Source organism: Corynebacterium ciconiae DSM 44920 (assembly GCF_030440575.1).
Lineage (GTDB): Bacteria > Actinomycetota > Actinomycetes > Mycobacteriales > Mycobacteriaceae > Corynebacterium > Corynebacterium ciconiae.
In genome coordinates, this window is the sequence record NZ_CP047189.1 from 784069 (window position 1) to 807756 (window position 23688).

The 23688-nt window shown below is 61.2% G+C and carries 18 protein-coding genes and 1 riboswitch; of the genes, 9 read left to right on the forward strand and 9 right to left on the reverse strand.

Features of this window, described 5'->3' with window-relative positions; genetic code table 11:
• Window position 1: 1 nt before the first annotated feature.
• The gene (gene gcvP, locus CCICO_RS03455) at window positions 2-2851 is read right to left on the reverse strand and encodes an aminomethyl-transferring glycine dehydrogenase (protein WP_018019075.1); all 2850 of its coding nucleotides are present in this window, start codon (window positions 2849-2851) and stop codon (window positions 2-4) included.
• Window positions 2852-3168: 317 nt separating this feature from the next.
• Window positions 3169-5310 (reverse strand): 2-oxoglutarate dehydrogenase, E2 component, dihydrolipoamide succinyltransferase, encoded by a 2142-nt coding sequence (sucB, locus tag CCICO_RS03460; RefSeq protein WP_301354859.1) that lies wholly within the window; start codon window positions 5308-5310, stop codon window positions 3169-3171.
• A 336-nt stretch (window positions 5311-5646) separates the two neighbouring features.
• On the opposite strand from sucB, the gene CCICO_RS03465 reads away from it, so the two are divergent.
• Window positions 5647-6063: a hypothetical protein gene (locus CCICO_RS03465; RefSeq protein WP_018020344.1), complete on the forward strand. Its 417-nt coding sequence runs from the start codon at window positions 5647-5649 to the stop codon at window positions 6061-6063.
• A gap of 70 nt (window positions 6064-6133) precedes the next feature.
• On the opposite strand, the gene CCICO_RS03470 is transcribed toward CCICO_RS03465, so the two are convergent.
• Complete coding sequence (locus tag CCICO_RS03470; protein ID WP_018020343.1) at window positions 6134-7615, reverse strand: leucyl aminopeptidase; 1482 nt, start codon at window positions 7613-7615, stop codon at window positions 6134-6136.
• Window positions 7616-7804: 189 nt separating this feature from the next.
• On the opposite strand from CCICO_RS03470, the gene CCICO_RS03475 reads away from it, so the two are divergent.
• Complete coding sequence (locus CCICO_RS03475) at window positions 7805-8911, forward strand: branched-chain amino acid aminotransferase (protein WP_301354863.1); 1107 nt, start codon at window positions 7805-7807, stop codon at window positions 8909-8911.
• A 109-nt stretch (window positions 8912-9020) separates the two neighbouring features.
• Here the strand turns inward: CCICO_RS03475 and CCICO_RS03480 are convergent, their stop codons facing one another.
• From CCICO_RS03480 to CCICO_RS03500, 5 genes are all read right to left on the reverse strand, one after another.
• Complete coding sequence (locus tag CCICO_RS03480) at window positions 9021-9206, reverse strand: hypothetical protein (RefSeq protein WP_018020341.1); 186 nt, start codon at window positions 9204-9206, stop codon at window positions 9021-9023.
• A gap of 253 nt (window positions 9207-9459) precedes the next feature.
• Window positions 9460-10311, reverse strand: coding sequence for an adenosylcobinamide-GDP ribazoletransferase (locus tag CCICO_RS03485; protein ID WP_018020340.1), 852 nt, complete (start codon window positions 10309-10311; stop codon window positions 9460-9462).
• Complete coding sequence (gene cobT / locus CCICO_RS03490) at window positions 10301-11371, reverse strand: nicotinate-nucleotide--dimethylbenzimidazole phosphoribosyltransferase (RefSeq protein WP_018020339.1); 1071 nt, start codon at window positions 11369-11371, stop codon at window positions 10301-10303. Before cobT ends, CCICO_RS03485 begins: the two co-directional genes overlap by 11 nt.
• Before the next feature lie 90 nt (window positions 11372-11461).
• The gene (locus tag CCICO_RS03495) at window positions 11462-11989 is read right to left on the reverse strand and encodes a bifunctional adenosylcobinamide kinase/adenosylcobinamide-phosphate guanylyltransferase (protein WP_018020338.1); all 528 of its coding nucleotides are present in this window, start codon (window positions 11987-11989) and stop codon (window positions 11462-11464) included.
• A 15-nt stretch (window positions 11990-12004) separates the two neighbouring features.
• Window positions 12005-12718, reverse strand: a complete 714-nt coding sequence (locus tag CCICO_RS03500; protein WP_018020337.1) for a DUF3043 domain-containing protein — start codon at window positions 12716-12718, stop codon at window positions 12005-12007.
• A gap of 282 nt (window positions 12719-13000) precedes the next feature.
• Here CCICO_RS03500 and erpA point away from each other — a divergent pair, with 282 nt between their 5' ends.
• Window positions 13001-13345, forward strand: coding sequence for an iron-sulfur cluster insertion protein ErpA (gene erpA, locus CCICO_RS03505; protein ID WP_018020336.1), 345 nt, complete (start codon window positions 13001-13003; stop codon window positions 13343-13345).
• A 105-nt stretch (window positions 13346-13450) separates the two neighbouring features.
• Here erpA and asnB read toward each other — a convergent pair whose 3' ends face one another.
• Entirely contained in the window at window positions 13451-15373 is a 1923-nt protein-coding gene (gene asnB, locus CCICO_RS03510; protein WP_026161562.1) for an asparagine synthase (glutamine-hydrolyzing), read from the reverse strand.
• Window positions 15374-15928: 555 nt separating this feature from the next.
• Here asnB and ctaC point away from each other — a divergent pair.
• From ctaC to qcrB, 6 genes are all read left to right on the forward strand, one after another.
• A complete protein-coding gene (ctaC, locus tag CCICO_RS03515) occupies window positions 15929-17035 on the forward strand; it encodes an aa3-type cytochrome oxidase subunit II (protein ID WP_018020334.1) in 1107 nt (368 codons plus the stop codon).
• Between the two features lie 18 nt (window positions 17036-17053).
• Window positions 17054-17485, forward strand: a complete 432-nt coding sequence (gene ctaF, locus CCICO_RS03520; RefSeq protein WP_018020333.1) for an aa3-type cytochrome oxidase subunit IV — start codon at window positions 17054-17056, stop codon at window positions 17483-17485.
• 664 nt (window positions 17486-18149) lie between these two features.
• Entirely contained in the window at window positions 18150-18764 is a 615-nt protein-coding gene (ctaE, locus tag CCICO_RS03525; protein ID WP_026161561.1) for an aa3-type cytochrome oxidase subunit III, read from the forward strand.
• A gap of 138 nt (window positions 18765-18902) precedes the next feature.
• The gene (gene qcrC / locus CCICO_RS03530; RefSeq protein WP_018020331.1) at window positions 18903-19784 is read left to right on the forward strand and encodes a cytochrome bc1 complex diheme cytochrome c subunit; all 882 of its coding nucleotides are present in this window, start codon (window positions 18903-18905) and stop codon (window positions 19782-19784) included.
• On the forward strand, window positions 19781-20986 hold the full coding sequence (gene qcrA / locus CCICO_RS03535) for a cytochrome bc1 complex Rieske iron-sulfur subunit (RefSeq protein WP_018020330.1): 1206 nt from the start codon (window positions 19781-19783) through the stop codon (window positions 20984-20986). Before qcrC ends, qcrA begins: the two co-directional genes overlap by 4 nt.
• Window positions 20983-22605: a cytochrome bc1 complex cytochrome b subunit gene (gene qcrB / locus CCICO_RS03540; protein WP_018020329.1), complete on the forward strand. Its 1623-nt coding sequence runs from the start codon at window positions 20983-20985 to the stop codon at window positions 22603-22605. Before qcrA ends, qcrB begins: the two co-directional genes overlap by 4 nt.
• Before the next feature lie 903 nt (window positions 22606-23508).
• Window positions 23509-23679: riboswitch (cyclic di-AMP (ydaO/yuaA leader) on the forward strand.
• Window positions 23680-23688: the final 9 nt, after the last annotated feature.

A 23688-nucleotide genomic window follows, 5' to 3' on the forward strand; every position in this document is an offset into this window, starting at 1 on the left:
GTTAAGCGTGGTCGGTGTCGATGTCGAAGGCCTCCGGCGGCGGGCAGGAGCACACAAGGTTGCGATCGCCGTAGGCATCATCGATACGGCGAACCGCGGGGAAGTACTTATCGCGGCGCAGACCAGGAACGGGGAATGCGGCCTTTTCGCGGCTGAACTTCTCATTCCACTCATCGGTGACCACACTGGCTGCGGTGAAGGGAGCCTTGCGGATCACCGAATCCTCCACGGCCACCTCTCCGTCGATGATCTCTTGGATCTCGGAGCGGATGACCAGCATTGCCTCCACGAAGCGGTCCAGCTCCGCCAGATCCTCGGACTCGGTGGGCTCCACCATGAGCGTGCCGGCCACAGGGAACGCGAGAGTGGGGGCGTGGAAGCCGAAGTCCACGAGGCGCTTGCACACATCCAACGCCGTCACACCGGATTGCTTGGTCAGTTCCTGCAGATCCACGATGCACTCGTGGGCCACCAGCCCGTTCTTACCGGTGTAAAGCACCGGGTAGGCGCCCTCAAGCTTCTTGACGATGTAATTGGCGGCCAACACGGCGTGTGCGGAAGCCTTGAACAGCCCTTCGCTGCTCATCAGTAGCAGATACATCCACGAAATCGGGGTGACACCGGCCGAGCCATAGTAGGTGGCAGAGATCGGCACACCCTCACCCACGGGGGCGTCCTCGTAGGCGTTGTCGGTGCGGGCATCGGTGGGCAGGAAGGGCACGAGGTGCTCGGCCACACCGATCGGGCCCACACCCGGGCCGCCACCGCCGTGCGGAATGGTGAAGGTCTTGTGCAGATTCAGGTGGGAGACATCGCCGCCGAACTTGCCGGGACGGGCGATACCAGCCAAAGCGTTCATGTTGGCGCCGTCGATGTAGACCTGCCCGCCTGCCTCGTGCACCAGCGAGCACACCTGGCCCACGTTTTCCTCATAGACGCCGTGGGTGGAGGGATAGGTAATCATGATGGCCGCGACATGGCCGGCGTGGGCCTCAAGCTTGGCCTTGAGATCATCGATGTCCACGGTGCCATCTTCGGCCGTTGCCACCACCACGACCCGCAGGTTCGCCAAGGCAGCAGAGGCGGCGTTTGTGCCGTGAGCGGAGGCCGGCACGATGCAGATATCGCGCTGATCGTCGCCACGAGAGACGTGGTAGCGGCGAATAGCCAGCAAGCCGGCCAGCTCGCCCTGGGAGCCGGCGTTTGGCTGGACCGACACCTGTGCGTAGCCAGTGATCTCCGCCAGCCACTTCTCTAGCTCTTCGATGATCTGGCGCCAGCCCTCAGTGTGCGACTCAGGGGCGAAGGGGTGCACATCGGCCAGATGCGGCCAAGTGATCGGCTCGACCGCAGAGGTGGGGTTGAGCTTCATGGTGCACGAACCCAGCGGAATCATGGTGCGATCGAGGGCAAGATCACGGTCCCCGAGGCGACGGATATAGCGCATCATCTGGGTTTCCGAGTGGATCTGGGAGAAGATCTCGTGGCGCAGCGGGGCATCGGCGCGCTCCAGCTCGATACGGGAGGGTGCATCGTGGTCCAGCGCCTCAGAGTCGAGACCGAAAATGGAGCAGAGCACGTTTAGATCTTCGCGGGTGGTGGCTTCGCCAAAGTTCACGCACACCCGGTCCTCGTCGAGGGCACGGATGAGATAGCCCTTCTCCAAGGCTGATTGGTACAGCTCCTCGGCGCGGCCGTCGGTGGACACGCACACCGTGTCGAAGAAAGTGGAGTGCACCACCGACAGGGAGGAGTCGGAGGAATCAATCACCTCGGCGAAGCTACAGGCCTTGTGGTGGATCTCGCGGGCGATACCGCGCAGCCCCTCAGCGCCGTGGTAGACGGCATACATGGAAGCCATCACGGCGAGGAGCGCCTGGGCGGTGCAGATATTGCTGGTAGCGCGATCGCGGCGGATGTGCTGCTCGCGAGTCTGCAGGGCAAGACGATAGGCCGGCATGCCGTCCAAGTCTTTGCTCACGCCGACAATGCGGCCAGGAATCTGGCGCTTGAGCGAATCGCTCACAGCCATGAACGCGGCGTGCGGGCCACCAAAGAACAGCGGCACACCGAAACGCTGTGTGGTGCCCACGCACACATCCGCGCCAAGATCGCCGGGGGCGGTGTGCAGGACCAGCATCATCGGGTCGGCTACCACGGTGGCGAGGCCACCGCGGTCGTGGGTGGCGTCGATAAGCGAAGAGATCTCGCGCACATCGCCTTCGGTGCCGGTGTAAGCAATCACGGTGCCCACCAGATCTTCGGCAACAAGCCCCACGGACAGATCCTGGATGTGCACCTCTAGTTCCATCACTCGGGCGCGCTCGCGGGCGATGCTCAGCACCTGCGGATGCAGGCGGCTATCCAGCACCACGCTGCGACCCTTCTTCACCTTGCGGCTCATCAGACCGATGGCTTCAGCCACCGCCGTGGCTTCGTCCAACAACGAGGCGTTGGCGATAGGCAGATTGGTGAGCTCAGAGATCATGGTCTGGAAGTTCAGCAGGGCCTCGAGTCGGCCCTGGGAGATTTCCGGCTGGTAGGGGGTGTAGGCGGTATAAAAACCAGCATCCTCGAGAACGCCCCGTCGGATTACCGACGGGGTGATGGTGGAGGAGAACCCCTGACCATAGAAGGATTTAAGCGGGATATTCAGCTCGGCGTCGCGGGAAAGAATGCGCTGCGCCTCGAACTCGGTGTAGGCCGGCGGTAGATCCAGCCGCTCGGTATTGATAATCGAGGCTGGGACGGCCTTCTCGATGAGTTCGTTCAACGAGGAGACGCCAAGCGTATCCAGCATGACCGAAGTTTCTTGAGCGTCAGGGCCGATATGGCGGTCGCTGAAAGACAAAGGTGGGCCTTTCCGTGAGGTTGAAATGCCTTAGGAGATATAAGGGCTAGAGAACGATATGTCTCCCTCATTATAGGAGCTGGGTCACTGCTTCGGATCGAGAGTGGTGGCCCCCATTCTCGGATTGCAGACATTCTGCAGTGAGGGAATGCGGGGGTAGCTGCGGGGGTGGTTGGTGGTGGGGGTTCTCGAATCATGCCGCTGGGGCCTGGACGGGGGCCGGGATGAGTGCGGGAAGACGCAGGGGGGGCAAAAGGAAGCCACCCCGCGCGGTGCCGAAGCGGTGCGCGGGGTGGCTGTGAGCGAAGGGCGAATGCTTAGCTCAGCTCGAGATCCTCGGTGAAGTCGATGCTCTCGAGGCGGTCGCGGACGGTGGTCATGAAGCGGCCAGCGTCGGCGCCGTCGATGATCTGGTGATCATAGGAGAAGGGCAGGTAAGCCATCTGGCGGATAGCGATAGCGTCGTTGCCGTTCTCGCTCACCACTACCGGGCGCTTGGTGATTGCGCCGGTGCCCACCATGGCCGCCTGCGGCGGGACCACGATCGGGGTATCGGAAAGTGCGCCTTCCGAGCCGATATTGGTGATAGTGAAGGTGCCGCCAGTGAGATCGGAGGGCTTGAGCTTGTTGTTGCGGGCGCGATCAGCCAAATCAACAATCGCCTTCGCCAGCTCCGGCAGGGACAGCTTCTCTGCCTCGTGAATCACGGGGGTGAGCAGGCCCTTCGGCGTATCGACGGCAATCGCCAGACCAACGCTCGGGTGGTAGGTGATCTCCTTAGTGTCAGCGTTATAAGAGGCGTTGACGTTCGGGTGAGAAACCAGTGCCTCAACAATGGCCTTCGCGAAGAAGGGCAGGTAGGTGAGGTTCACGCCATGAGCCTTGGAGAAGGCCGGCTTGGCCTCCTTGCGTAGCGCGGCGATGGTGGTCATGTCCACCTCATGCAGCTGGGTGAGCTGGGCGGAGATCTGCAGAGCCTCGAGGGTCTTCTTCGCAGTGATCTCGCGGATGCGGTTGACCTTCTGGGTGGTGCCACGCAGCTCAGCCTTTGCCGGATCCACCGACTTGGTGGACACGCGCGGAGTCTCTTCCTTGACTGGGGCCTTTTCCTCAGATTCCGCAGAGGATCCCTTGGCGGCAGCCAACACATCCTGCTTGCGGATGCGACCACCCACACCGGTGCCCTCGATGGCGGAGAGATCGATGCCGTGCTTATCAGCCAGCTTGCGCACGAGCGGGGTCACATACGGCAGGTTGTCGCCGGTGTTGACCTTCTCCTGCTTCTTCTCTTCCTTCTTCTCAGGCTTGGACTCGGACTTGGACTCAGCCTTCTCTTCCTTCTTCGGAGCAGGCTTGTCCTTCTTCTCTTCCTTGTCCTCGGCTGCTTCTTCAGCTGCCTCGTCGTCGGAATCCTCGGAGTCGTCGGAGTTGTCGGAGTCGTCGGAGTTGTCGGAGGTGCTGGCGTTTTCGTCGCCGATGCGGGCGATGACGTCACCGACGTCGACGGTGTCGTCTTCTTCGGCGAGGATTTCCAGCAGGGTGCCGGCGACGGGGGAGGGGACCTCGGTGTCGACCTTGTCGGTGGAGACTTCGAGGAGGGGTTCGTCGACGTCGACGGTGTCGCCGACGGACTTCAGCCAGGAGGTGATGGTGCCTTCGGTGACGGATTCGCCGAGTTCGGGCATGGCCACGTCGGTGGCTTCGGCGGAGGAGGACTTCTTCTCGGCCTTGGGCTTGTCCTTCTTCTCTTCCTTGTCCTCGGCTGCTTCTTCAGCTGCCTCGTCGTCGGAATCCTCGGAATCCTCGGAATCCTCGGAGTTGTCGGAGTTGTCGGAGGTGCTGGCGTTTTCGTCGCCGATGCGGGCGATGACGTCACCGACGTCGACGGTGTCGTCTTCTTCGGCGAGGATTTCCAGCAGGGTGCCGGCGACGGGGGAGGGGACCTCGGTGTCGACCTTGTCGGTGGAGACTTCGAGGAGGGGTTCGTCGACGTCGACGGTGTCGCCGACGGACTTCAGCCAGGAGGTGATGGTGCCTTCGGTGACGGATTCGCCGAGTTCGGGCATGGCCACGTCGGTGGCTTCGGCGGAGGAGGACTTCTTCTCGGCCTTGGGCTTGTCCTTCTTCTCTTCCTTGTCCTCTGCTGCTTCTTCAGCTGCCTCATCCTCGGAGTCGGCAGAACCCTCAGAGTCAGAGCCAGAATCGCCCGAGGGCTCTTCACCCTCTTCGCCAATGATGCAGATAACGTCGCCAACGTCGACGGTGTCGTCCTCGTCAGCCTTGATCTCGAGCAGGACGCCGGCCTTGGGGGAAGGAACCTCGGTATCGACCTTATCGGTGGACACCTCGAGGAGCGGTTCGTCGACCTCGACCGTATCGCCCACGGACTTCAGCCACGTGGTGATGGTGCCTTCAGTAACTGACTCGCCCAACTCGGGCATCTCTACGGAGAACGCCATTGTTTTTAAGTCTCCTCGCATGAAAGTAGCGTGTGAAAAATCGTCAAACGGTAACAACAAAGAGAGTACCGCTTTTAACGGTCCATTGTAGGCGGTTGCTCCCCGCATCCTATGCATAGCGTGCCCTCATCGCTGGTGCCGCTTCGCCACGGAGGAATCTTTCACCCCGAGCGCTGCCCGAGCACTGCTCGAGCGCTGCCCGTGCACCCTCGTGGGCTGGCGAGAAACCCCGCTTCGTGCCATCGGCACCACCTCTGTACCACCGCTGCACCCAGCAGCGCTCGGCCCGCGCACGCCGGAGTCGTGGGGCGAGGGCGGATTGTAGAATGGTGTGTCATGTTCAATCTCTTCAATCGCGGCCGATCGAAAAAGGGGCTGAAGGCTCCCCGCAGCGCCACCGGGTCTATCCGAGACGCCGATCTTGCCGAGCTGCGCGAGTGGATGCGTGGCCGCGGTTTCGTCGAGGGCTTTGTGGAGCCTGAAACGTTGGTGAATGAGATGAGTGTGGTGTTGGTGGATGAGCATGGGGAGTTCATCCGCCGCCGCATCGGCGGGCCCAAGGGGATTAATGACACCGCCTCTGCGCTGGGAATCGGGTTGTTCGATGTGGAGGAGACCGGTTATCCGCAGCGGATGCGTGAACGCATCGAACGTGATCGGATCCTGCGCAAGCGGCAGGAGCAGCGGCAGCGGCGTGAAGAATGGGAGAAGAGGCACCCAGATCAGGCGGGTGGCGTCGACAAGCGCCCGTAGCCCTTCCGCGCCCTGACACACATAATCCCAGCCACGATAGCGGCTGGGATTGCGTGCTCTCTGGCGGGGATTAGCCGTTAATAGAGATGTCGCGGAGCAGGTCCACCAGGGTGCGCACCGGAACGCCGGTGGCGCGCTTGGGGGTGTAGCCGTAGACCGCGGAGGTGTTGTAGGCAGGGCCGGCGATGTCGATGTGGGCCCACGGGATGCCCTCGCCGACGAAACGGCTGAGGAAGTATCCAGCCTGCATCATGCCGGCGGAGCGGCTGGTGCCAGTGTGGCGCAGATCCGCAGAGGGCGAGGAGAACTGCTCGGCGATCTCCTCCGGGATGGGCATGGCCCACGCCGGCTCACCTGCGTCACGACCAGTGGCGGCGATGCGCTCACGCAGAGTGTCATCGCCCATCACGCCCGAGGTGCGATCGCCCAAGGCCACCACCTGCGCGCCGGTGAGGGTGGCGCTGTCGATCAGGTAGTCCGGGTTGTCCTCGCTGGCGCGGACCAGAGCGTCCGCCAGGATGAGACGGCCCTCGGCGTCGGTGTTCTGGATCTCGGAGGTGGTTCCGCCATAGTGGGTGATCACATCACCTGGGCGATAGGCCTTGCCGCCGGGCATGTTTTCCGCCATCGGGATGGTGGCGGTGATGCGTACCGGCAGTTCGAGGCGCGCTGCCGCAACGATCGTGGCGATCATGGCCGCGGAACCTCCCATATCGGAGATCATGTTCTCCATGTTGGTTCCCGGCTTGAGGGAGATACCACCAGTATCGAAGGTCACGCCCTTGCCCACCAAGCCGACGTGGGTGGAGGCCTTCTTCGGCTTCCACTCGAGCCGCAGCAGGCGAGGGGTGCGGGAGGAGCCCATCCCCACGGCGAGGATGCCGCCGTAGCCGCGCTTGGCTAGCTTCTTCTCATCCAGCACGGTGGCCTGCAGCCCGATCTTGGCGGCTTCTTCGGCCACGAAGGAGGCATAGGACTCGGGGTAGAGGTGGGAGGAGGGGGTGTTCACAAGATCGCGGCACAGGGCCACGGACTCGGCCACGATCACGGCGGTGTCGAAGTCCTTCTTATCCGCGCCGAGGAAGCTCACCGAGCGCGGACGGGTGCTTTCCCCTTCGGTGTGAAGGCCGCGGTAATCGTAGGCGCCGAGCGCGCAGCCTTCCACAGCAGCGGCGGTGTTGAGCTCAGAGAGGGTGGTGGCCACCACGGCGTGGTCGGGCAGGGAGCGAATCGCGGCCCCAGCGGCGCGACGAATCGTTTCCGCATCGGCTTCATCGGCGGGGCCGAGCCCCACAGCGGCGATGGCATCCACCTTCACCTTCTTCGGGGCGGGCACGGTGTGCACGGTGCCGGCCTTACCGGTGGCGCCCACGGCAGTCAGCGCGGAGCACAGCGAGCGGGCAGAGGCTTCGTCGAGCGGCCCCAACACGGGCAGCTCTAGCTCGCGCTCGCCTTCGTAGACGGGCACGAGCAGCACGGAGGTGTCTTTCTCCAGCTTCTTGGTTCGCTTCAATTCAGGCAGATAGCCGCGCGCGGGCAGGGTGTTCGCCATGTGGTTCGCAATCCTTTCTGTACAGCGGTTAATGCTTATCGACGCCTGCCTTAGCGGCAGTGTCGCGAGTGTCTTGTGAATAAGACTTCCACTAGCCTAGCGTGAGCTAGGTACAGCCGCTGTGAGCTTGTTGCCCGAAACCTAGGGTAATCAGGGCTCGGCGTTGAAGAGAGGGAGTAACTTAGGGCCATGCAAGATTTAGAGTTCACTGTCCAAAAGAATGAGAACCCCACCCCCGCCGAGGAGATCGCCTCGATTCTGCAGGCCCCGGGGTTCGGTAAGCACTTCACCGATCACATGGTGACCATCGAGTGGTCTCAGGAGAAGGGATGGCATGACGCTCGTGTGCGCCCCTATGGTCCGCTGTCCTTCGATCCGGCCACGAATGTCTTTCATTATGGGCAGGCTATCTTCGAGGGGCTGAAAGCCTATCGCCACCAGGACGGCTCGATTGTCACCTTCCGTCCCTACGCCAATGCCGCTCGTTTCCAGAACTCCGCGGAGCGGCTGGCTATGCCCGCACTGCCCCAAGAGGTGTTTATCGAGTCCATCCGCCAGCTGGTGGACATCGACCGCGAGTGGGTTCCCGCCGCCGGCGGCGAGGAGTCGCTGTATCTGCGCCCCTTCATGATCTCCACCGAGGCCTCTTTGGGCGTGCACCCCGCCAATAGCTACACCTATGTCTTGATTGCCTCTCCCGCAGGTGCGTATTTCTCCCGCGGCATCACTCCGGTGTCCGTGTGGATCTGTGAGGACTTCGTGCGCGCCGCCCGTGGTGGCACCGGCGCTGCGAAGTGCGCCGGCAACTATGCCGCCTCCCTTTTGGCGCAGGCACAGGCCGAGGAGAAGGGCTGCGATCAGGTGGTGTGGTTGGACTCCACCGAATTGAACTACATCGAGGAAATGGGCGGGATGAACCTGATGTTCGTCTACGGCGAGGGCGAGGATGTCACGGTCGTGACCCCCGCACTGTCTGGCTCGCTGTTGCCGGGCGTCACCCGCGATTCCTTGCTCCAGGTGGCTCGCGACATGGGCTACAAGGTGGAGGAGAAACTGGTGTCGAAGTCCGAATGGCGTGACGACGCCACCTCTGGCGCCATGACCGAAGCCCTCGCCTGCGGTACTGCGGCCGTGATCACCCCGGTGGGCGCGGTGAAATCGGCCCACGGCGATTTCGAGATCAGTGGCGGAAGCACCGGTGAGGTCACTATGAAGCTGCGTAATCACCTCACGGGCATCCAGCGTGGCACCGTGGCCGATACCCACGGCTGGCTCCACACCCTGATCGAGGCTTAACTCGCCACACACATAAAACAACACCGGCGTTGTCTCCTTAACTTGAGTTAAGGGGCAGCGCCGGTGCTGTGTGTGCGTGAGATGTATCGCGTATGCGTAAAAGAGATACTTAGAGAGCCGAGAGATCGAGGGTCAGATCGAGCAGATCGGTGGGACCGAAGTGAGCACCGGAGAAGTCCATGTTCTCCAGGTTCGGCAGGATTTCCGGGGCCGGGCAGCAGCTGCTGCCGCACTCGAGGTACAGATCCTTGATGGGGCCATCAACAATCTCATTGATACATAGAACGAAGGACAAAGCGTGTCTCCCTCTTGCGTTGCCACTTATGTGGCGTCCTGAACACTTGCAAAGAGGACATTAATTGCTGGCTCAGTAAGGGGCAATAATAGAAAACCGCAGCGTGTGGCCGGAAAATGAAGGTGATATAGCCGCAGAAAATATATTCACAATTCCCGGCTTAAGGCTGATATTTTCTGCACAATGTAGACATGGCCGCGAACCGCTGTGGTGTCGCCGGTGGCGGTTACCCCCACTGGCTACCCCTTCGCTTTTAGGCGGCGAGGAGGGGCAGGCTCAGCGCGTAGGCCACCGCGGCGATAGCGGCGGTCATCTCGATGAGGGCGCCGGTGCAATCACCGTTGAGCCCTCCAAAGCGGCGGGCCATATGCCGCACCGTGGCTTCGGCACTCAGCCACACCACCAGCACGATCACGGCGCTTGCCACGGCCATAGCGGGGGCGCCGAGGGCGCACCAGCTGCCGGTCGATACCGCGAGAAACCCGCCAGCCCACGCCGCGAGCCGCCACCTAGGCACTGTGGCGATAATTAATGCGCCGAAACCCGTAGCGGAAAAGGGCCGTCTGGTCGGAGAGGAGCTGCGGCGACACACCACCATTGCCGCCCAGCGTGAAAGCACATAAACGCTGCACACCGCCAGTGCCAGTACAGCGGGGCGTCCTGCAGCTTCTGCTACACCTGCCAGGCCGGCGACTTGGCACAGCAGGGTAAGTACCACCGCCCCCGATCCGAGCGCTCCGGTGTAGCGGTCGGCGAGGATCTCGCGGGCGCGCTCAGGCGGGGCATAGGAGCCGAGTGCGTCGCCGACATCCGCTAGACCATCAAGGTGCATGAGCCTGCTCGCCAGCTGCACGACCACTACTGCCAGCACCCCGGCCAGCACGGGCGAAGCCAACGACCCCAGCATGCTGACTAGGGCGGCGAGCCCACCGAATGCGCATCCCACGAGGGGAACGCACGTCATGGCCCTACGACCGGTGGTGGTGTCAAACACGCGCGCCCCGCGCAGAGGCACCACGCTGAGCCACGAAAAGATGGTGGCTGGGCCTTCCCATAGGGGATGGCCGTGGCTGGCGTCTCCTGAGGGGCCTGCTTTACCCGACACTCTCGCCCTCTGACTTGGTGGATACTCCCGCGGAGCTGAAGGTGGCCATATCGGCCATGATGTCCACCGCTGCTGTGACGATGGGCAAAGCGGCAGCAGCCCCCGAGCCTTCACCCAGACGCATTCCAAAGTCGAGGATCGGGGTGAGATCGAGTGCTTCGAGTGCGGCGCTATGGGCGGGTTCGACGGAACGGTGTCCCGCGATCCACCACTGGCGTGCTCCAGGGGCGAGGCGGTTGGCCCATAGCGCGGCGGCACTAACCACCACGCCGTCGAGGATCACGGGGGTGCGGCGCACAGCTGCCTGGGCTAAGAAGCCCGCCATGGCTGCGAGGTCGGGAGAACCAATGGTGCGCAACACGCTGACGGGCTCGCGGTTGAGGAGGCGAGCACGGAACATGGCGTCGCGCACCGCGGCCACCTTGCGCTTCCAGCCCTCATCGTCGATACCTGTGCCACGGCCTACCACCACGACCGGCTCAAGCCGAGTTGCTAACCCAATGAGAGCCGCCGCGGGGGTGGTGTTACCGATGCCGAGATCGCCGGCGATGAGCAGATCCGCCCCACGGTCGCATTCTTCATCGGCGATGCGTCTGCCAATCTCGAGGGCGCGAACTACCTGTTCGTTGCTCATCGCATCCTCGCGGTCGATGGAACCGCAAGAGCGAGACACGCGCTCATCGCCCCACACATCATGATCCAAAGACACATCCACGAGGCGAACCTCGGCTCCGGCGGCACGGCCCAGCACATTGATTGCGGCGCCACCGTGGCGAATGTTCTCCGCCATCTGGATAGACACCTCGGAAGGATAGGCGGAGACTCCGTGAGTGGCGATCCCGTGGTCGCCAGCGAAGACCACAATGGTGGGCCGGCTGATAGGGCGCGGTGGGCACTGGTTTTGGCAGGAGGCTATCCAGATACCGATCTCCTCATAACGCCCCAGGGCGCCCACCGGTTTGGTGAGATCCGCCTGATGGGCGATCGCCGCCTGCCGAGCCTCGGTGCTAGGGGAATCTACCTTGGCAAAAAGATCGGAGGCGGAGGGCTGGGACTCCATGGGACAGCTCCTTTGCTGCACGGGAAACCACGGGCGGTTTCGTATGAGGGATCAGACCTTGACCAGAATACGACTGCACCAATCAGAATTTCATGTTTTGATCTGCAGCGGCTGGCCGGCAATGACTAAGGTGACGCTGTCGAGCACCTCGGCGAGCTGTGCGTTGAGCCAACCGAGCTCGTCGCGAAACAGCCGGCCCGCTCGATGTTCGGGGATGATCCCCATGCCTACCTCGGGGCTTACGATTACCAGGGTGGTGGAGGAGTCAAGCGCGGAGACGGCGTCGATAAGCGCGGTGCAGCGGGGACGAATGCTGCCGCGCGGCTGATCCCAGGCGGCTGCGGAATCGAGTTCATGGGTGAGCCACGTTCCGAGGTCATCCACCAGCAGCACTGGGGCGGGTGGAGTGTGTAGCAGATCAATCAGATCGGAGGAATCATCGGTCTGCCAGCGGGGATCGCGGCGGCGCTGATGCTCGGCTATGCGGGCGGCGAAATCTGTATCCCCAGGCCAAGGCCTCGCGGTGGCCACGTACAGTACTTCGGGGCTATCCGCCAGTAACGCCTCGGCATAGCCCGACTTGCCGCTGCGGGCGCCGCCCAGAATCAGATGATGCATCGGGCACCGACACGTTTAGCGCTCAACGTCGGCGCCGATCTCCACGCGCGGGCGAGGGGAGCGCCAACGGCGGGGCTGGCCGGCACGGGAGAAGGCATAGAAACCAAGACCAAAACCAGGCTCGGTGGAGCCGGGGAACTTCAGCCGCGCTGCCTTGTTCACGCGGCGACCCATGATAATGCCCTCGATGAAGATGGCGAGCATGATGATCATCGCCACCACGGACGCAGCCATCGAGATCTGCGGCACGGCATTCGACACCAGCATGACAAACAGCAGGATGAGGGCCATCGGCATCATCATGTTCGTGATGAAGCGGCGGGCATCAACCCAGTCGCGGGCGAAGGCGCGCACCTCGCCCTTGTCGCGCTCGAGCAGATAACGCTCATCGCCACGGTCCATCGCCTCTTGGATGCGGCGTTGCTCCTCACGGCGTTGGCGTTTCTGCTTGGATTTGTACTCCTTGTACTCCTCCTTCGTCATCGACTCCTTGAACTTCTTACGCCGAGCCCGAGCCTCACTGCGGGTCTCGGGGGCGGTGAAGTGCTCACGTCGCACGCCGCGCTCGCGCTCCCGCTCATTGCGCTTAGGGGTGGGGCGGCCCTTCTTAGGGGTGTAGCCCCGCGGTAGCTCCTCCTGAGAGTCAGCGGGCTGTTCCACCTCGGCAGCCGTATCGGCTTGGGGAGTGGAAGTGGTCTCGTCCTGGTTCTTCTGCCACGGTAGTTTCACGCCTAATAGGCTAGTAAAAGATTCCCCAGAGATACTCATCGGCACGCGTGAAACCCCCGTGCGTAGGTGAGGGTGTAGGCGAGGGTTACTGCACGCATGAGTAACGCCTGAGGGAATAGCGGCACTCAGAGATGTGTTTACACTCAGTACAGGCACGCGGTAGCCTTGGTGCCACTGGCGTGGCGGCAGTCTCCGCTGGAGACGGAGCCGCACCACGGTGGTGCCCGTTACAGGCCACTGCGTTGCGCATGACTCAATAACTATAAGGAGAATCCACTCACCATGACTGCACCCGAATCCGCCACTGGAGTGATCCTCACTGAGGCCGCCGCCGCCAAGGCGAAAGCCCTGCTTGAGCAGGAGGGTCGCGATGATCTTTCCCTGCGTATCGCCGTGCAGCCCGGCGGCTGCTCCGGTTTGCGTTATCAGCTGTACTTCGATGATCGCTCCCTGGATGGCGACAAGACCGATGAGGTCGGAGGCGTCACCCTAGTCGTGGACAAGATGAGCATCCCGTATCTCACCGGCGCCACCATTGACTTCTCCGACACCATCGAAGCCCAGGGCTTCACCATCGACAACCCGAACGCCACCGGCTCCTGCGCCTGCGGCGATTCCTTCCACTAAATCCCCGTCGCGGGTGCAGCGCTGGCGTCGATAAGCGTTGCCCGTGCACAGCACAAAGCCCAGCTCCCGAATCAGGCGGGAACTGGGCTTTAGTCATGTGGTGTTTTAAAGATCCACGGGATAGTCGCGCTGCTCGATCTGCGGATCGATGCGCTCCTCCACGAAGATGCCGTGCCAAACCATGAAGGCCAGCACCGTCCACAGCCGGCGCGAGTGATCAGAAGCGCCAGCGCGGTGCTCGGCGAGCATCTTCAACACCTCGGGCTTGTTGAAAATATCGTCGGTCTGGGAGGCGTTGATCGTATCCTGTGCCCAGCCGTGCAGCTCATCGCCGGCCAGCCAATGCCGCATCGGTACCGGGAAGCCCAGCTTCTTACGGTTGAGCACATGCGCCGGAACGATCTGCTCCATGGCCTTACGCAGCGCGTACTTGGTGGTGCCCTCGGCGATCTTCAGCTCGTGCGGAATGGTTTCTGCCACGGCGAAGACTTCTTTGTCCAAGAACGGCACGCGCAGCTCCAAGGAGTGGGCCATATTGATCTTGTCGGCCTTGACCAAGATGTCGCCGCGCATCCAAGTAAACAAATCTAGGTGCTGCATGCGGGCCACCGGATCCATGTGAGTGGACTCGGCATAAATCGGGGCCGTCACCTCGCGGTGGTCCCACTCGCGGCTAGCCCAGGGGATCACCCGCTGCATCTGCTCGAAGTTGAAGGACCGAGCGTTGCCGTAGTAGCGCTCCTCCATCGACATGGTGCCGCGTTCGAGCAGGGACTTACCCTTCATGCCCTCAGGCAGCACAGCGCCCAGTCGACGCAGTCCGGCGCGCAGGGGAGAGGGGACCTTCTCAAACGGCGCCAGCGACAGCGGCTCCTTATATATTGTGTAGCCACCGAAGAGCTCATCGGCGCCCTCGCCGGAAAGCACCACCTTCACATGCTTACGGGCCTCTTGGGCCACGAAATACAGCGGCACCAACGAGGGATCCGCGACCGGATCATCCAGATACCACATGATCTTCGGAATCGCGGTGGCGTACTCCTCGGGCGAGACGATCTTCACGATGTGCTCCACTCCGATCGCCTCAGCGGACTCGGCGGCCACATCCACCTCGGAATAGCCCTCGCGCTCGAAGCCCGTGGTGAAGGTGAGCAGATTCGGATTGTGGCGCTTGGCAAGGGTCGCGATGGCGGTCGAATCGATACCGCCGGAAAGGAAGGAGCCCACAGTCACGTCCGCGCGCATATGCTTCTCGACGCTATCCTCCAGCGCCCGGGCAATACGATCGAAGAGATCCTGCTCAGCACCCTTGGGCACCGCGGTGGTGGAAAACTGCGGGCGGAAGTAGCGCTGCTGCACCAAGGATCCACCGGGGTGGACCGTGGCATAGCAGCCCGACTCGAGACGGCGAATATTTTCGTGCAGCGACTCCGGCTCTGGGACATACTGCAGGTCTACGTAGTGCTCGATGGCGCGACGGTCAAGGCCTAGGTCCAGACCCAGAGCCTGAGCCATGGACAGGATCGTCTTCTTTTCCGAGGAAAATACCGTCCCGGCCTCGGTGGTGGCGTAGTACAGCGGCTTGATGCCGAACTGATCACGGGCGAGGAAGAGTACCTGCTCCTTGGTGTCCCAAATAGCGATGCCGAACATGCCTCGAAGATGCTCCACCACCTTCTCGCCCCAGTGGTGATAGCCCACGGCAATAGTCTCTGTGTCGCCGTCAGTGTGGAAGGTATAGCCCTCCTTGCTGAGGGTCTCGCGCAGCTCGATGTAGTTATAAATCTCGCCATTGAACGTCATCGAGTAGCGATCGGGCTCATCCTCCGGACCCCAGTGCAGAGGCTGGTGGGAATGTGCTAGGTCGATGATGGACAAACGGTTGAAGCCAAAGACAGCATGCTCGTCGTGCCACGTGCCCGAGGCGTCCGGGCCGCGGTGGTGCATGCACGGCAACGCCTGCTCCACAGCTTTTTGAAACTCGGCGGCATTCGCCTCGGCGGTGAGCATTCCAAGAAGACCACACATAGTCGGGCAGATTCCTCGATTCCTAGGAGATAAATAGGAGGGCTATAGATATTAAGGACGTAGCGTACAGTGCAGATTCCACGGCGCCATGGTCATTAGGGCGACCGCACTGGGGCCACGGCGCTTCAACCGCCACAGTGGGCGTTTGTGCGCAGGCCGCTACAACGCCCCCAATAGTACAGCCGCGATGGTGCCGAGCCCTAAGCGTTGGGGATGGGCCACACCGACTGCTCGCGATCTCGCCGAGCGTGGGCGCGGCAGGGTCCCCGAGGGCACGGCGGAAGCGGCTACGCCCGAACGGGGGAGAGCGGAACTCGAGCACGCCGGTGACTTAGCGCACAATATTGACGTGCGTCGCTCTCGTTGTGGCAGGAAGTGCCGAGTACAATACTCAGAGAATTTTCAGGAATCGGCCCGATCCTTAAAGAACCATGACAAACGACATGGAAAAACGGCCAATATGCAGTACTCTGCTTAGTTAAGAGAGTGTCTTAGGACGAGCTTGTAGCTCTGGGCACTCACAAAGTTTTTGTGTGGACAGGAAGGCAGACACACGTGGAACAGCGTAAAAAGCGTGGTATTTCGCGCAAGGCGATGCTCGCAGGCGTCACCGGTGTCAGCGCACTTGCGTTGACTGGTTGTGACGTCACCCCACCTGACAATGGCTTTTTCCATGCACTGCGCATGGGTTGGCCCGAGGGTGTGACTCCCGAATCGTACGAGATCGGTAACTTCTGGGTCTGGGTCTGGGTTGCTGCCTGGATCATCGGCATCATCATGTGGGGCCTGATGCTCTACTCGATCTTCGGTTTCTCTGCGAAGCGCGCTAAGAAGGCTGGCAAGGACGAGTTCCCGCGCCAGACCCAGTACAACATTCCGCTTGAGCTGGTGCTCACCGGTGTGCCGATCATCATCGTGATGGCACTGTTCTTCTTCACTGTGCAGACCCAGGATCGCGTCACCGCGCTGGACAAGGATCCGAAGGTGACCGTGGATGTGACTGCATACCAGTGGAACTGGAAGTTCGGTTACCAGGAGGTGGACGGCCAGTTCACCCCGACCGGCAACCAGTACCAGGGCATTGACGAGAAGCGTCAGGCAGCAGCCGAAGAGTCCGCTGAGGATCCCGAGGGTGTGAAGAACGCGAACCCGATTCACGGCAAGTCCCTGAACGATCGCTCCTACCTGCACTACAACAAGATCGAGACCGTCGGCACCACCGAAGAGGTTCCGGTTCTGGTCCTGCCGACCAACACCGCGATCTCCTTCCAGCTGGCATCCGCAGACGTCTCCCACTCCTTCTGGGTCCCGGAGTTCCTCTTCAAGCGCGACGTCTACTCCCACCCTGAGGCCAACAAGTCTCAGCGTGAGTTCCAGATCACGAGCATCGATAAGGAAGGCGCCTTCGTGGGTCGCTGCGCCGAGATGTGCGGTACCTACCACGCCATGATGAACTTCGAGGTTCGTGCGGTCTCCCCGGAGAAGTTCAAGCAGTACCTCGAGTACCGTATGAATAACCCGCAGGCCACCAATGCGGCTGCACTGGAGTCCATCGGCGAGGCCCCCTACGCCACCTCCACCGCACCGTTCGTCTCTGGCCGTGAGGACTCCCGCGATGGCGGGAACTTCCTCGACAAGCCCGGCGCAAACGCGGGCAACTAGGAAACGAGGTCAAGAAACATGAAGGTCAGCTCCAAACTCATGTACGCCCTCACCGCCTACATTGGCGCGGCGTCCATCATCTACATTTTCGCGACCATCTTTGTCGATGACTCCGGCAACGTGAAGGGCGGCGAGTGGATCGGTATCACCATGCTGGTGATCTCCACCCTCATGACCCTGATGCTCGCGGGCTACTTCCACTTCACCGAGAAGCGCCAAGATATCCTCCCGCAGGACTGGGAGGAAGCAGAGGTTGAAGACGGTGCCGGTACCTATGGCTTCTTCTCCACCAGCTCCATCTGGCCGGCAGTGATGTCCGGTTCCATCTTCGTTCTCGGTGCTGGCATCATCTACATGCACTACTGGATGATTGGTTTCGGTGCGGTCCTCGTTATTTGGTCCACCACCATGCTCAATCTGCAGTACGGCATTCCGAAGGAAAAGCACTAAGGCTTGTCCTTCAGGGCACAGGTTAAGCGTGCGCCCAGTGTGTAGGTTGTCTGCTTCTTACATGCGGCCCGCATAACTCACAAAAACTTTCAACGCGGCACTCGGCTCAACATCAGTTGGACCGGGTGCCGCGTTCGCTGTGTCTTTGTATCCTGTGTCTCTGTCGCGATCCGCGTTAGTGCTCGCAGAGAATCAGGGCAGAGGTGCACAAGCCGTTCATCCGACTTGGTGTGATCCCACTTTCGTGCCGGCGCCGCCGCTGGGGTGGGAGCTCCCACGGGGGAGTGTGGCGGGGGAGTGGGAGTCATGCCTGAGGCTATGTGAGATGAATCTCCGCTTTCTTAGGGTGCATTTATGACGATTAATATCGGGTGATCGGCTAGCATAAACACATACTTTCTTCCCGCGCATGGGGTGTGGCGGCGAAGGGGATCCACCGCACGCTGCAGGGATGTGGTTGGGCGGAGGAGCGGGCCCAGGTGGGGCTGAACTGAGAGGTGTTGGACGGGCTTCGTCGGATGCGGTTCCGAAAAGTTCCCGGCTCATCGAAAACTTCTCAAATTCTTAGAAAACCCTTGATAGCGAGCTGGGGAAACGGAAAAAGTTGGCGCTATATCGGGGGTAGATGATGAATCTTCCTTAGGAATCAGTCATACTGAGAGGCGTGACGAGCGCAGTAAATAACTCAGGAACGGCAGCAACACAGCGCGTTGCCGCACTGAACCGACCCAACATGGTCAGTGTGGGAACGATCGTGTTCCTGTCTCAGGAATTGATGTTCTTCTGTGGTCTGTTCGCCATGTACTTCGTCTCCCGAGCCAATGGCCAGGGAGTGTCGTGGGACGAGGGAACCGACCACCTCAACGTCCCCTACGCGATGGTGATCACGGCGATTCTTATTTCGTCGTCCTTCACCGCACAGTGGGGCGTCTTCGCAGCAGAAAGGGGTGACGTCTTCGGTCTCCGCCGGTGGTATGCACTGTCCGCACTGTTGGGCGCGGTCTTCCTCGTTGGCCAGGCTTACGAGTACTACCACTTGGTTGAGCACGGTCTGACTATTCAGAGCAGTGTCTACGGCTCGGTCTTCTTCATTACGACCGGCTTCCACGCAGCCCACGTCCTCGCGGGCGTGCTGGCATTTGTGGTTGTCCTGCTTCGTATTGCGAAGTCCAAGTTCACGCCGGCACAGGCAACCGCAGCAATGGCAGTGTCTTACTACTGGCACTTCGTCGATGTTGTCTGGATTGCCCTGTTCGCAACCATTTACTTCATTCAGTAGGCCGTATCGGTCCGGCGTTGTTTCCTCGCCCCAGTATGTTCCGCAGCCTGTGACAGGCAGGCGCTCATGCGGTGGGGCAGATGAGGAAGGACACGGATCAACAGCCCTTCACTTTCCGAAACCCGAAAAAGGAAAATGATGGATACCACACCACACGATGTTTCTGCGGCCAAGTCCGCAGAGGCAAAGAAGACCCGGACGCGGCGCAAGGCGCGCCGTTCCGTCGCGGGTGCTCTTGCACTCACGGTGGGTCTAACTGGCGCCGGCCTGCTGGCTCACGCACTGACCCCCGATGCACAGGTAGCAACCGCCCAAAAGGATGATGCCGCTCTCGTTCAAGAGGGTAAGGACATCTACGACGTCGCCTGCATCACCTGCCACGGCACCAACCTCCAGGGTGTAGAGGGACGTGGTCCCTCCCTGATTGGTGTCGGTGAGGGCGCAGTGTACTTCCAGGTGCACTCGGGCCGTATGCCGATGCTGCGTAATGAAGCACAGGCTCAGCGCAAGACCCCGCGCTACAACGAGCACCAGGCACTGGCGCTCGCCGCATACGTGGACGCCAATGGTGGCGGCCCGGGCCTCGTGAAGAACGAGGACGGCACCATCGCCATGGATTCCCTTCGCGGCGCTCACTACGACGGCACCATCGATCCGGCCGACGTGGCCCGCGGTGGCGAGCTGTTCCGTCTGAACTGCGCTTCGTGCCACAACTTCACCGGACGCGGCGGCGCTCTGTCTTCCGGTAAGTACGCACCGGTTCTGGACCCAGCCAACGAGCAGGAGATCTACCAGGCCATGCTCACTGGCCCCCAGAACATGCCGAAGTTCTCTGATCGTCAGCTCTCGATGGACGAGAAGAAGGACATCATCGCGTACATCAAGTCCACTAAGGAAACCCCCAGCCCCGGTGGCTGGAGCCTCGGCGGTCTCGGCCCGGTGGCTGAGGGTATGTTCATGTGGCTTGCCGGTATGGCAGCGCTCATCGCTGCAGCTCTGTGGATTGGATCGCGCTCATGAGCAAAGACAAAAAAGACTACACCTCGAACGAACTCGCTGCGATGAGCAACGAGGAGCTCGCCCGCCTCGGAACCGAGCTCGATGACGTGACGGTGGCGTATCGCAAGGAACGCTTCCCCATTGACAATGACCCCGCCGAGAAGCGTGCAGAGCGCTCGGTTGCCTTCTTCTTCATTGCAGGCACCATCCTCATGCTCGCCTTCATGGCTATCTACCTCTTCTGGCCGTGGCAGTACAAGGCACTCGGCCAAGACGGTTTGTGGCTCTACACCTTCTACACCCCGCTGTTGGGCCTGACCGCCGGTCTGGGCATCATCTCCATGGGTATGGGTGTTGTCACCTATGTCAAGAAGTTCATCCCCTCGGAGATTTCCGTGCAGCAGCGTCACGACGGTGGCTCTGCTGAAGTGGATGCCAAGACTCTCGGCGCTCTTCTGAACGACGCATGGGAGACCTCCACCCTGGGGCGTCGCAAGATGCTCAAGGGAGTTATGGGCACCGGTGCTGTGGTTGCCGGCTTGGGTATCCTCGCTCCGCTGGGCGGCATGGTGAAGAACCCGTGGAAGGCCCACGAACTGGGCATCCAGGGCGATGGCACCCTGTGGACCTCCGGCTGGACCCTCTCCGAGCACGGCACCAAGCTCTACCTCGGCCGTGACACCGGTGTGACCGCTGAGAAGCACGATGGTCACTACACCACCCAGGGCATGACCCGCCTGGTGCGCATGCGTCCGGAGGATCTGCTTGCTGCCTCTATGGAGACTGTGTTCCCGCTGCCAGAGGAGTACGTCAACGATGGCGACCGCTACGACAAGCAGGCCATGGTCTACGAGGAGCACATGCACTCGATCCACGGCCCGCGTAACGCCGTCATGCTGATCCGCCTCCGCAGCGCTGACGCCGCCAAGGCTATCGAGCGCGCCGGTCAGGAGGACTTCCACTACGGCGACTACTACGCCTACTCCAAGATCTGCACGCACATCGGCTGCCCGACCTCGCTCTACGAGGCTCAGACCAACCGAATCCTGTGCCCCTGTCACCAATCGCAGTTCGACGCTCTGCACTACGGCAAGCCGGTGTTCGGCCCCGCCGCCCGTGCACTGCCGCAGCTGCCCATTACCGTCGATGAAGATGGTTACCTCGTCGCCGCTGGCAACTTTATTGAGTCTGTTGGACCGGCATTCTGGGAGCGTAAATCATGAGCAATAAACTAGCTGAGCGCGCAGAAGCCATTGACTCCCGCTACAGCGGAGCAGGCTTCTTGCGCACCCAAATTAACAAGGTGTTCCCGACTCACTGGTCCTTCATGCTCGGTGAGATCGCGCTGTACAGCTTCATCATTCTGATCGTTACGGGTGTCTACCTCACCCTGTTCTTCGATCCGTCTATCTCCAAGGTCATCTACGACGGTGCCTATGCACCGCTCAACGGTGTGGAGATGTCCCGCGCTTATGAAACCGCGCTGAACATTTCCTTCGAGGTGCGCGGTGGTCTGTTCATTCGACAGATGCACCACTGGGCTGCCTTGGCATTCGCCATCTCGATCATCGTTCACATGATGCGCATCTTCTTCACCGGTGCGTTCCGTCGTCCGCGTGAAGCTAACTGGATCATCGGCTCCGTGCTGATGCTCCTTTCCATCGCCGAGGGCTTCTTCGGTTACTCCCTTCCGGATGACCTCCTCTCTGGTGTGGGTCTGCGCATTATGTCCGCCATCGTGGTGGGGCTGCCGATCATCGGTACCTGGATGCACTGGCTGATCTTCGGCGGGGATTTCCCCTCCGACATCATGCTGGACCGCTTCTACATCGCCCACGTGCTGATCCTGCCAGGCATCATCTTGGCCCTGATCGGTGCACACCTCGCGATCGTGTGGTTCCAGAAGCACACTCAGTTCCCCGGTGCTGGCCGCACCGAGAACAACGTGGTGGGCGTCCGCATCCTCCCGGTGTTCGCTCTGAAGGCGTCCGCCTTCGGCATCATCACCGCTGGTGTGCTCGCGCTGATGGCCGGTATTACCACCATCAACGCAATCTGGAACATTGGTCCTTATAACCCGGCTCAGGTCTCCGCTGGTTCCCAGCCGGATATCTACATGCTGTGGACTGACGGTGCGGCTCGTGTCATGCCGGCGTGGGAGCTCTACATTGGCAACCACACCATCCCGGCAGTGTTCTGGGTGGCCGTGATGCTGGGCATCCTCGTGGTACTTCTCTTCGCCTACCCGTGGATCGAGAAGAAGATCACCGGCGACGATGAGCACCACAATCTGCTGCAGCGCCCCCGCGACGTGCCGGTGCGCACCGGTATCGGTGTGATGGCACTGGTCTTCTACGGACTGCTCACTGTCTCCGGTGGTAACGACCTCTTCGCTTATCACTTCGATATCTCTCTGAATGCGATGACGTGGGTGGGTCGTATTGGCCTGATCCTGCTTCCGCCGATCTCCTACTTCATTACCTATCGCATCTGCGTTGGCCTCCAGCGTGCTGACCGCGAGGTGCTGGAGCACGGTATCGAAACCGGTGTGATCGTGCGCCTGCCGCACGGCGAATACGTAGAGGTTCACCAGCCCATCGGCCCGGTGGACGAGCACGGACACCAGATCCCGCTCGAATACGCCGGTGCCAAGGTGCCGACCCAGCCGAACCACCTCGGCTTCGGCGGCCACCCCGGCCGCGGCCTGTGGAAGGCCGACAGCGAAGACGTGGCCCGTCGCGCTGCCGACATCGAGCATGCCAACGAAGAGGAAGAGCGCGTCATGCTCGAAAACCTCAACGAGGCCAACCGCCGCGCCGACAAGGATGCCGGCCGCGAGTAACCTCGCACCCGAAGTACACATTCAGTACTGAGACTGCTGCGTCATAGAGTCAAGGGCCCTCACCGTGACGGTGAGGGCCCTTCTCCTATATCAAGCACCGGCGTATCACGCACCGCATAGTGTCTAAGCCTATATTCGGGGCGCAACGATGAACCAACCTGAGCACAGCGGTGGAGGTCTGGCACTCTGCGCGCAACCACCCACAGGCCCAATGTACGCACGCACCACGGGAACTGAGAGGCGCCCGCGCAGGCTAGTAAGAGGCCGCTCAGGGGCCGTGGCGGCGATTAGACTGCGTTCGCGCGCACCTCTGCGGCAGCCACTGGGCTACGAGTGGACGGGCTAAACAATGATCCAATGCGGTGCGCCTGGTGTGCCTGCGTGGTCGAAGGGGGAGCGTCTCGATGGCTGGCTGGGGGAGAAGCCGCCGGGTGGATAACAATCGTCCACGTACTTCAGGCACGATCGTGCGGTTACCTACTCAGGGAGGCGTTGTCTGGTGCGTGCTATGAGTTCTCTCAGATAACATTTCGGCCACGGTTAGGCCCCTCAGAAACGAGGTGTGTGGAAGGTCACAAAATCCCGTTCTGGCCCGGTGTTGGAAGTTGGGTATCGCCCACTGTCAGTGCTGGATGTAGTAAAAATATGTACAAAAGCGCAGGTTATATGCATGTAAATTGATGGGCGGCGCCCACGGCTTGTGTAGGGCTCCAGTGTCACTACTTGGTCACCGGATGGTCACAACTCGATAACAGTGGCGCGATTTTGCTGAAAGCTGGACAAGTATCGTTGCCGTTTCGTAACCTAAACGAGACTTCGCGGGACGAAGCAGAGAGTAAGAAAAACGATCTGGTCGCCACCGACGAATATCTACCGAAAAGAATAAGCCAGACCTAATCCGGCACACGCTCTGATCAATCCGCTCAGTGGGGTGCCGCCGGAGCCGGGGAACCACCTAACAATCTGGGGTGAAATTCTCGCAAGAGCGCTCGAGTGTCGAGTGCGGCGCGAGGATGGGAGGCCTTCCGGATGCCTAGCCCGTCAGCTAACCCGGCCGGTTCAAACAAGGAAGACGTGGAAAAG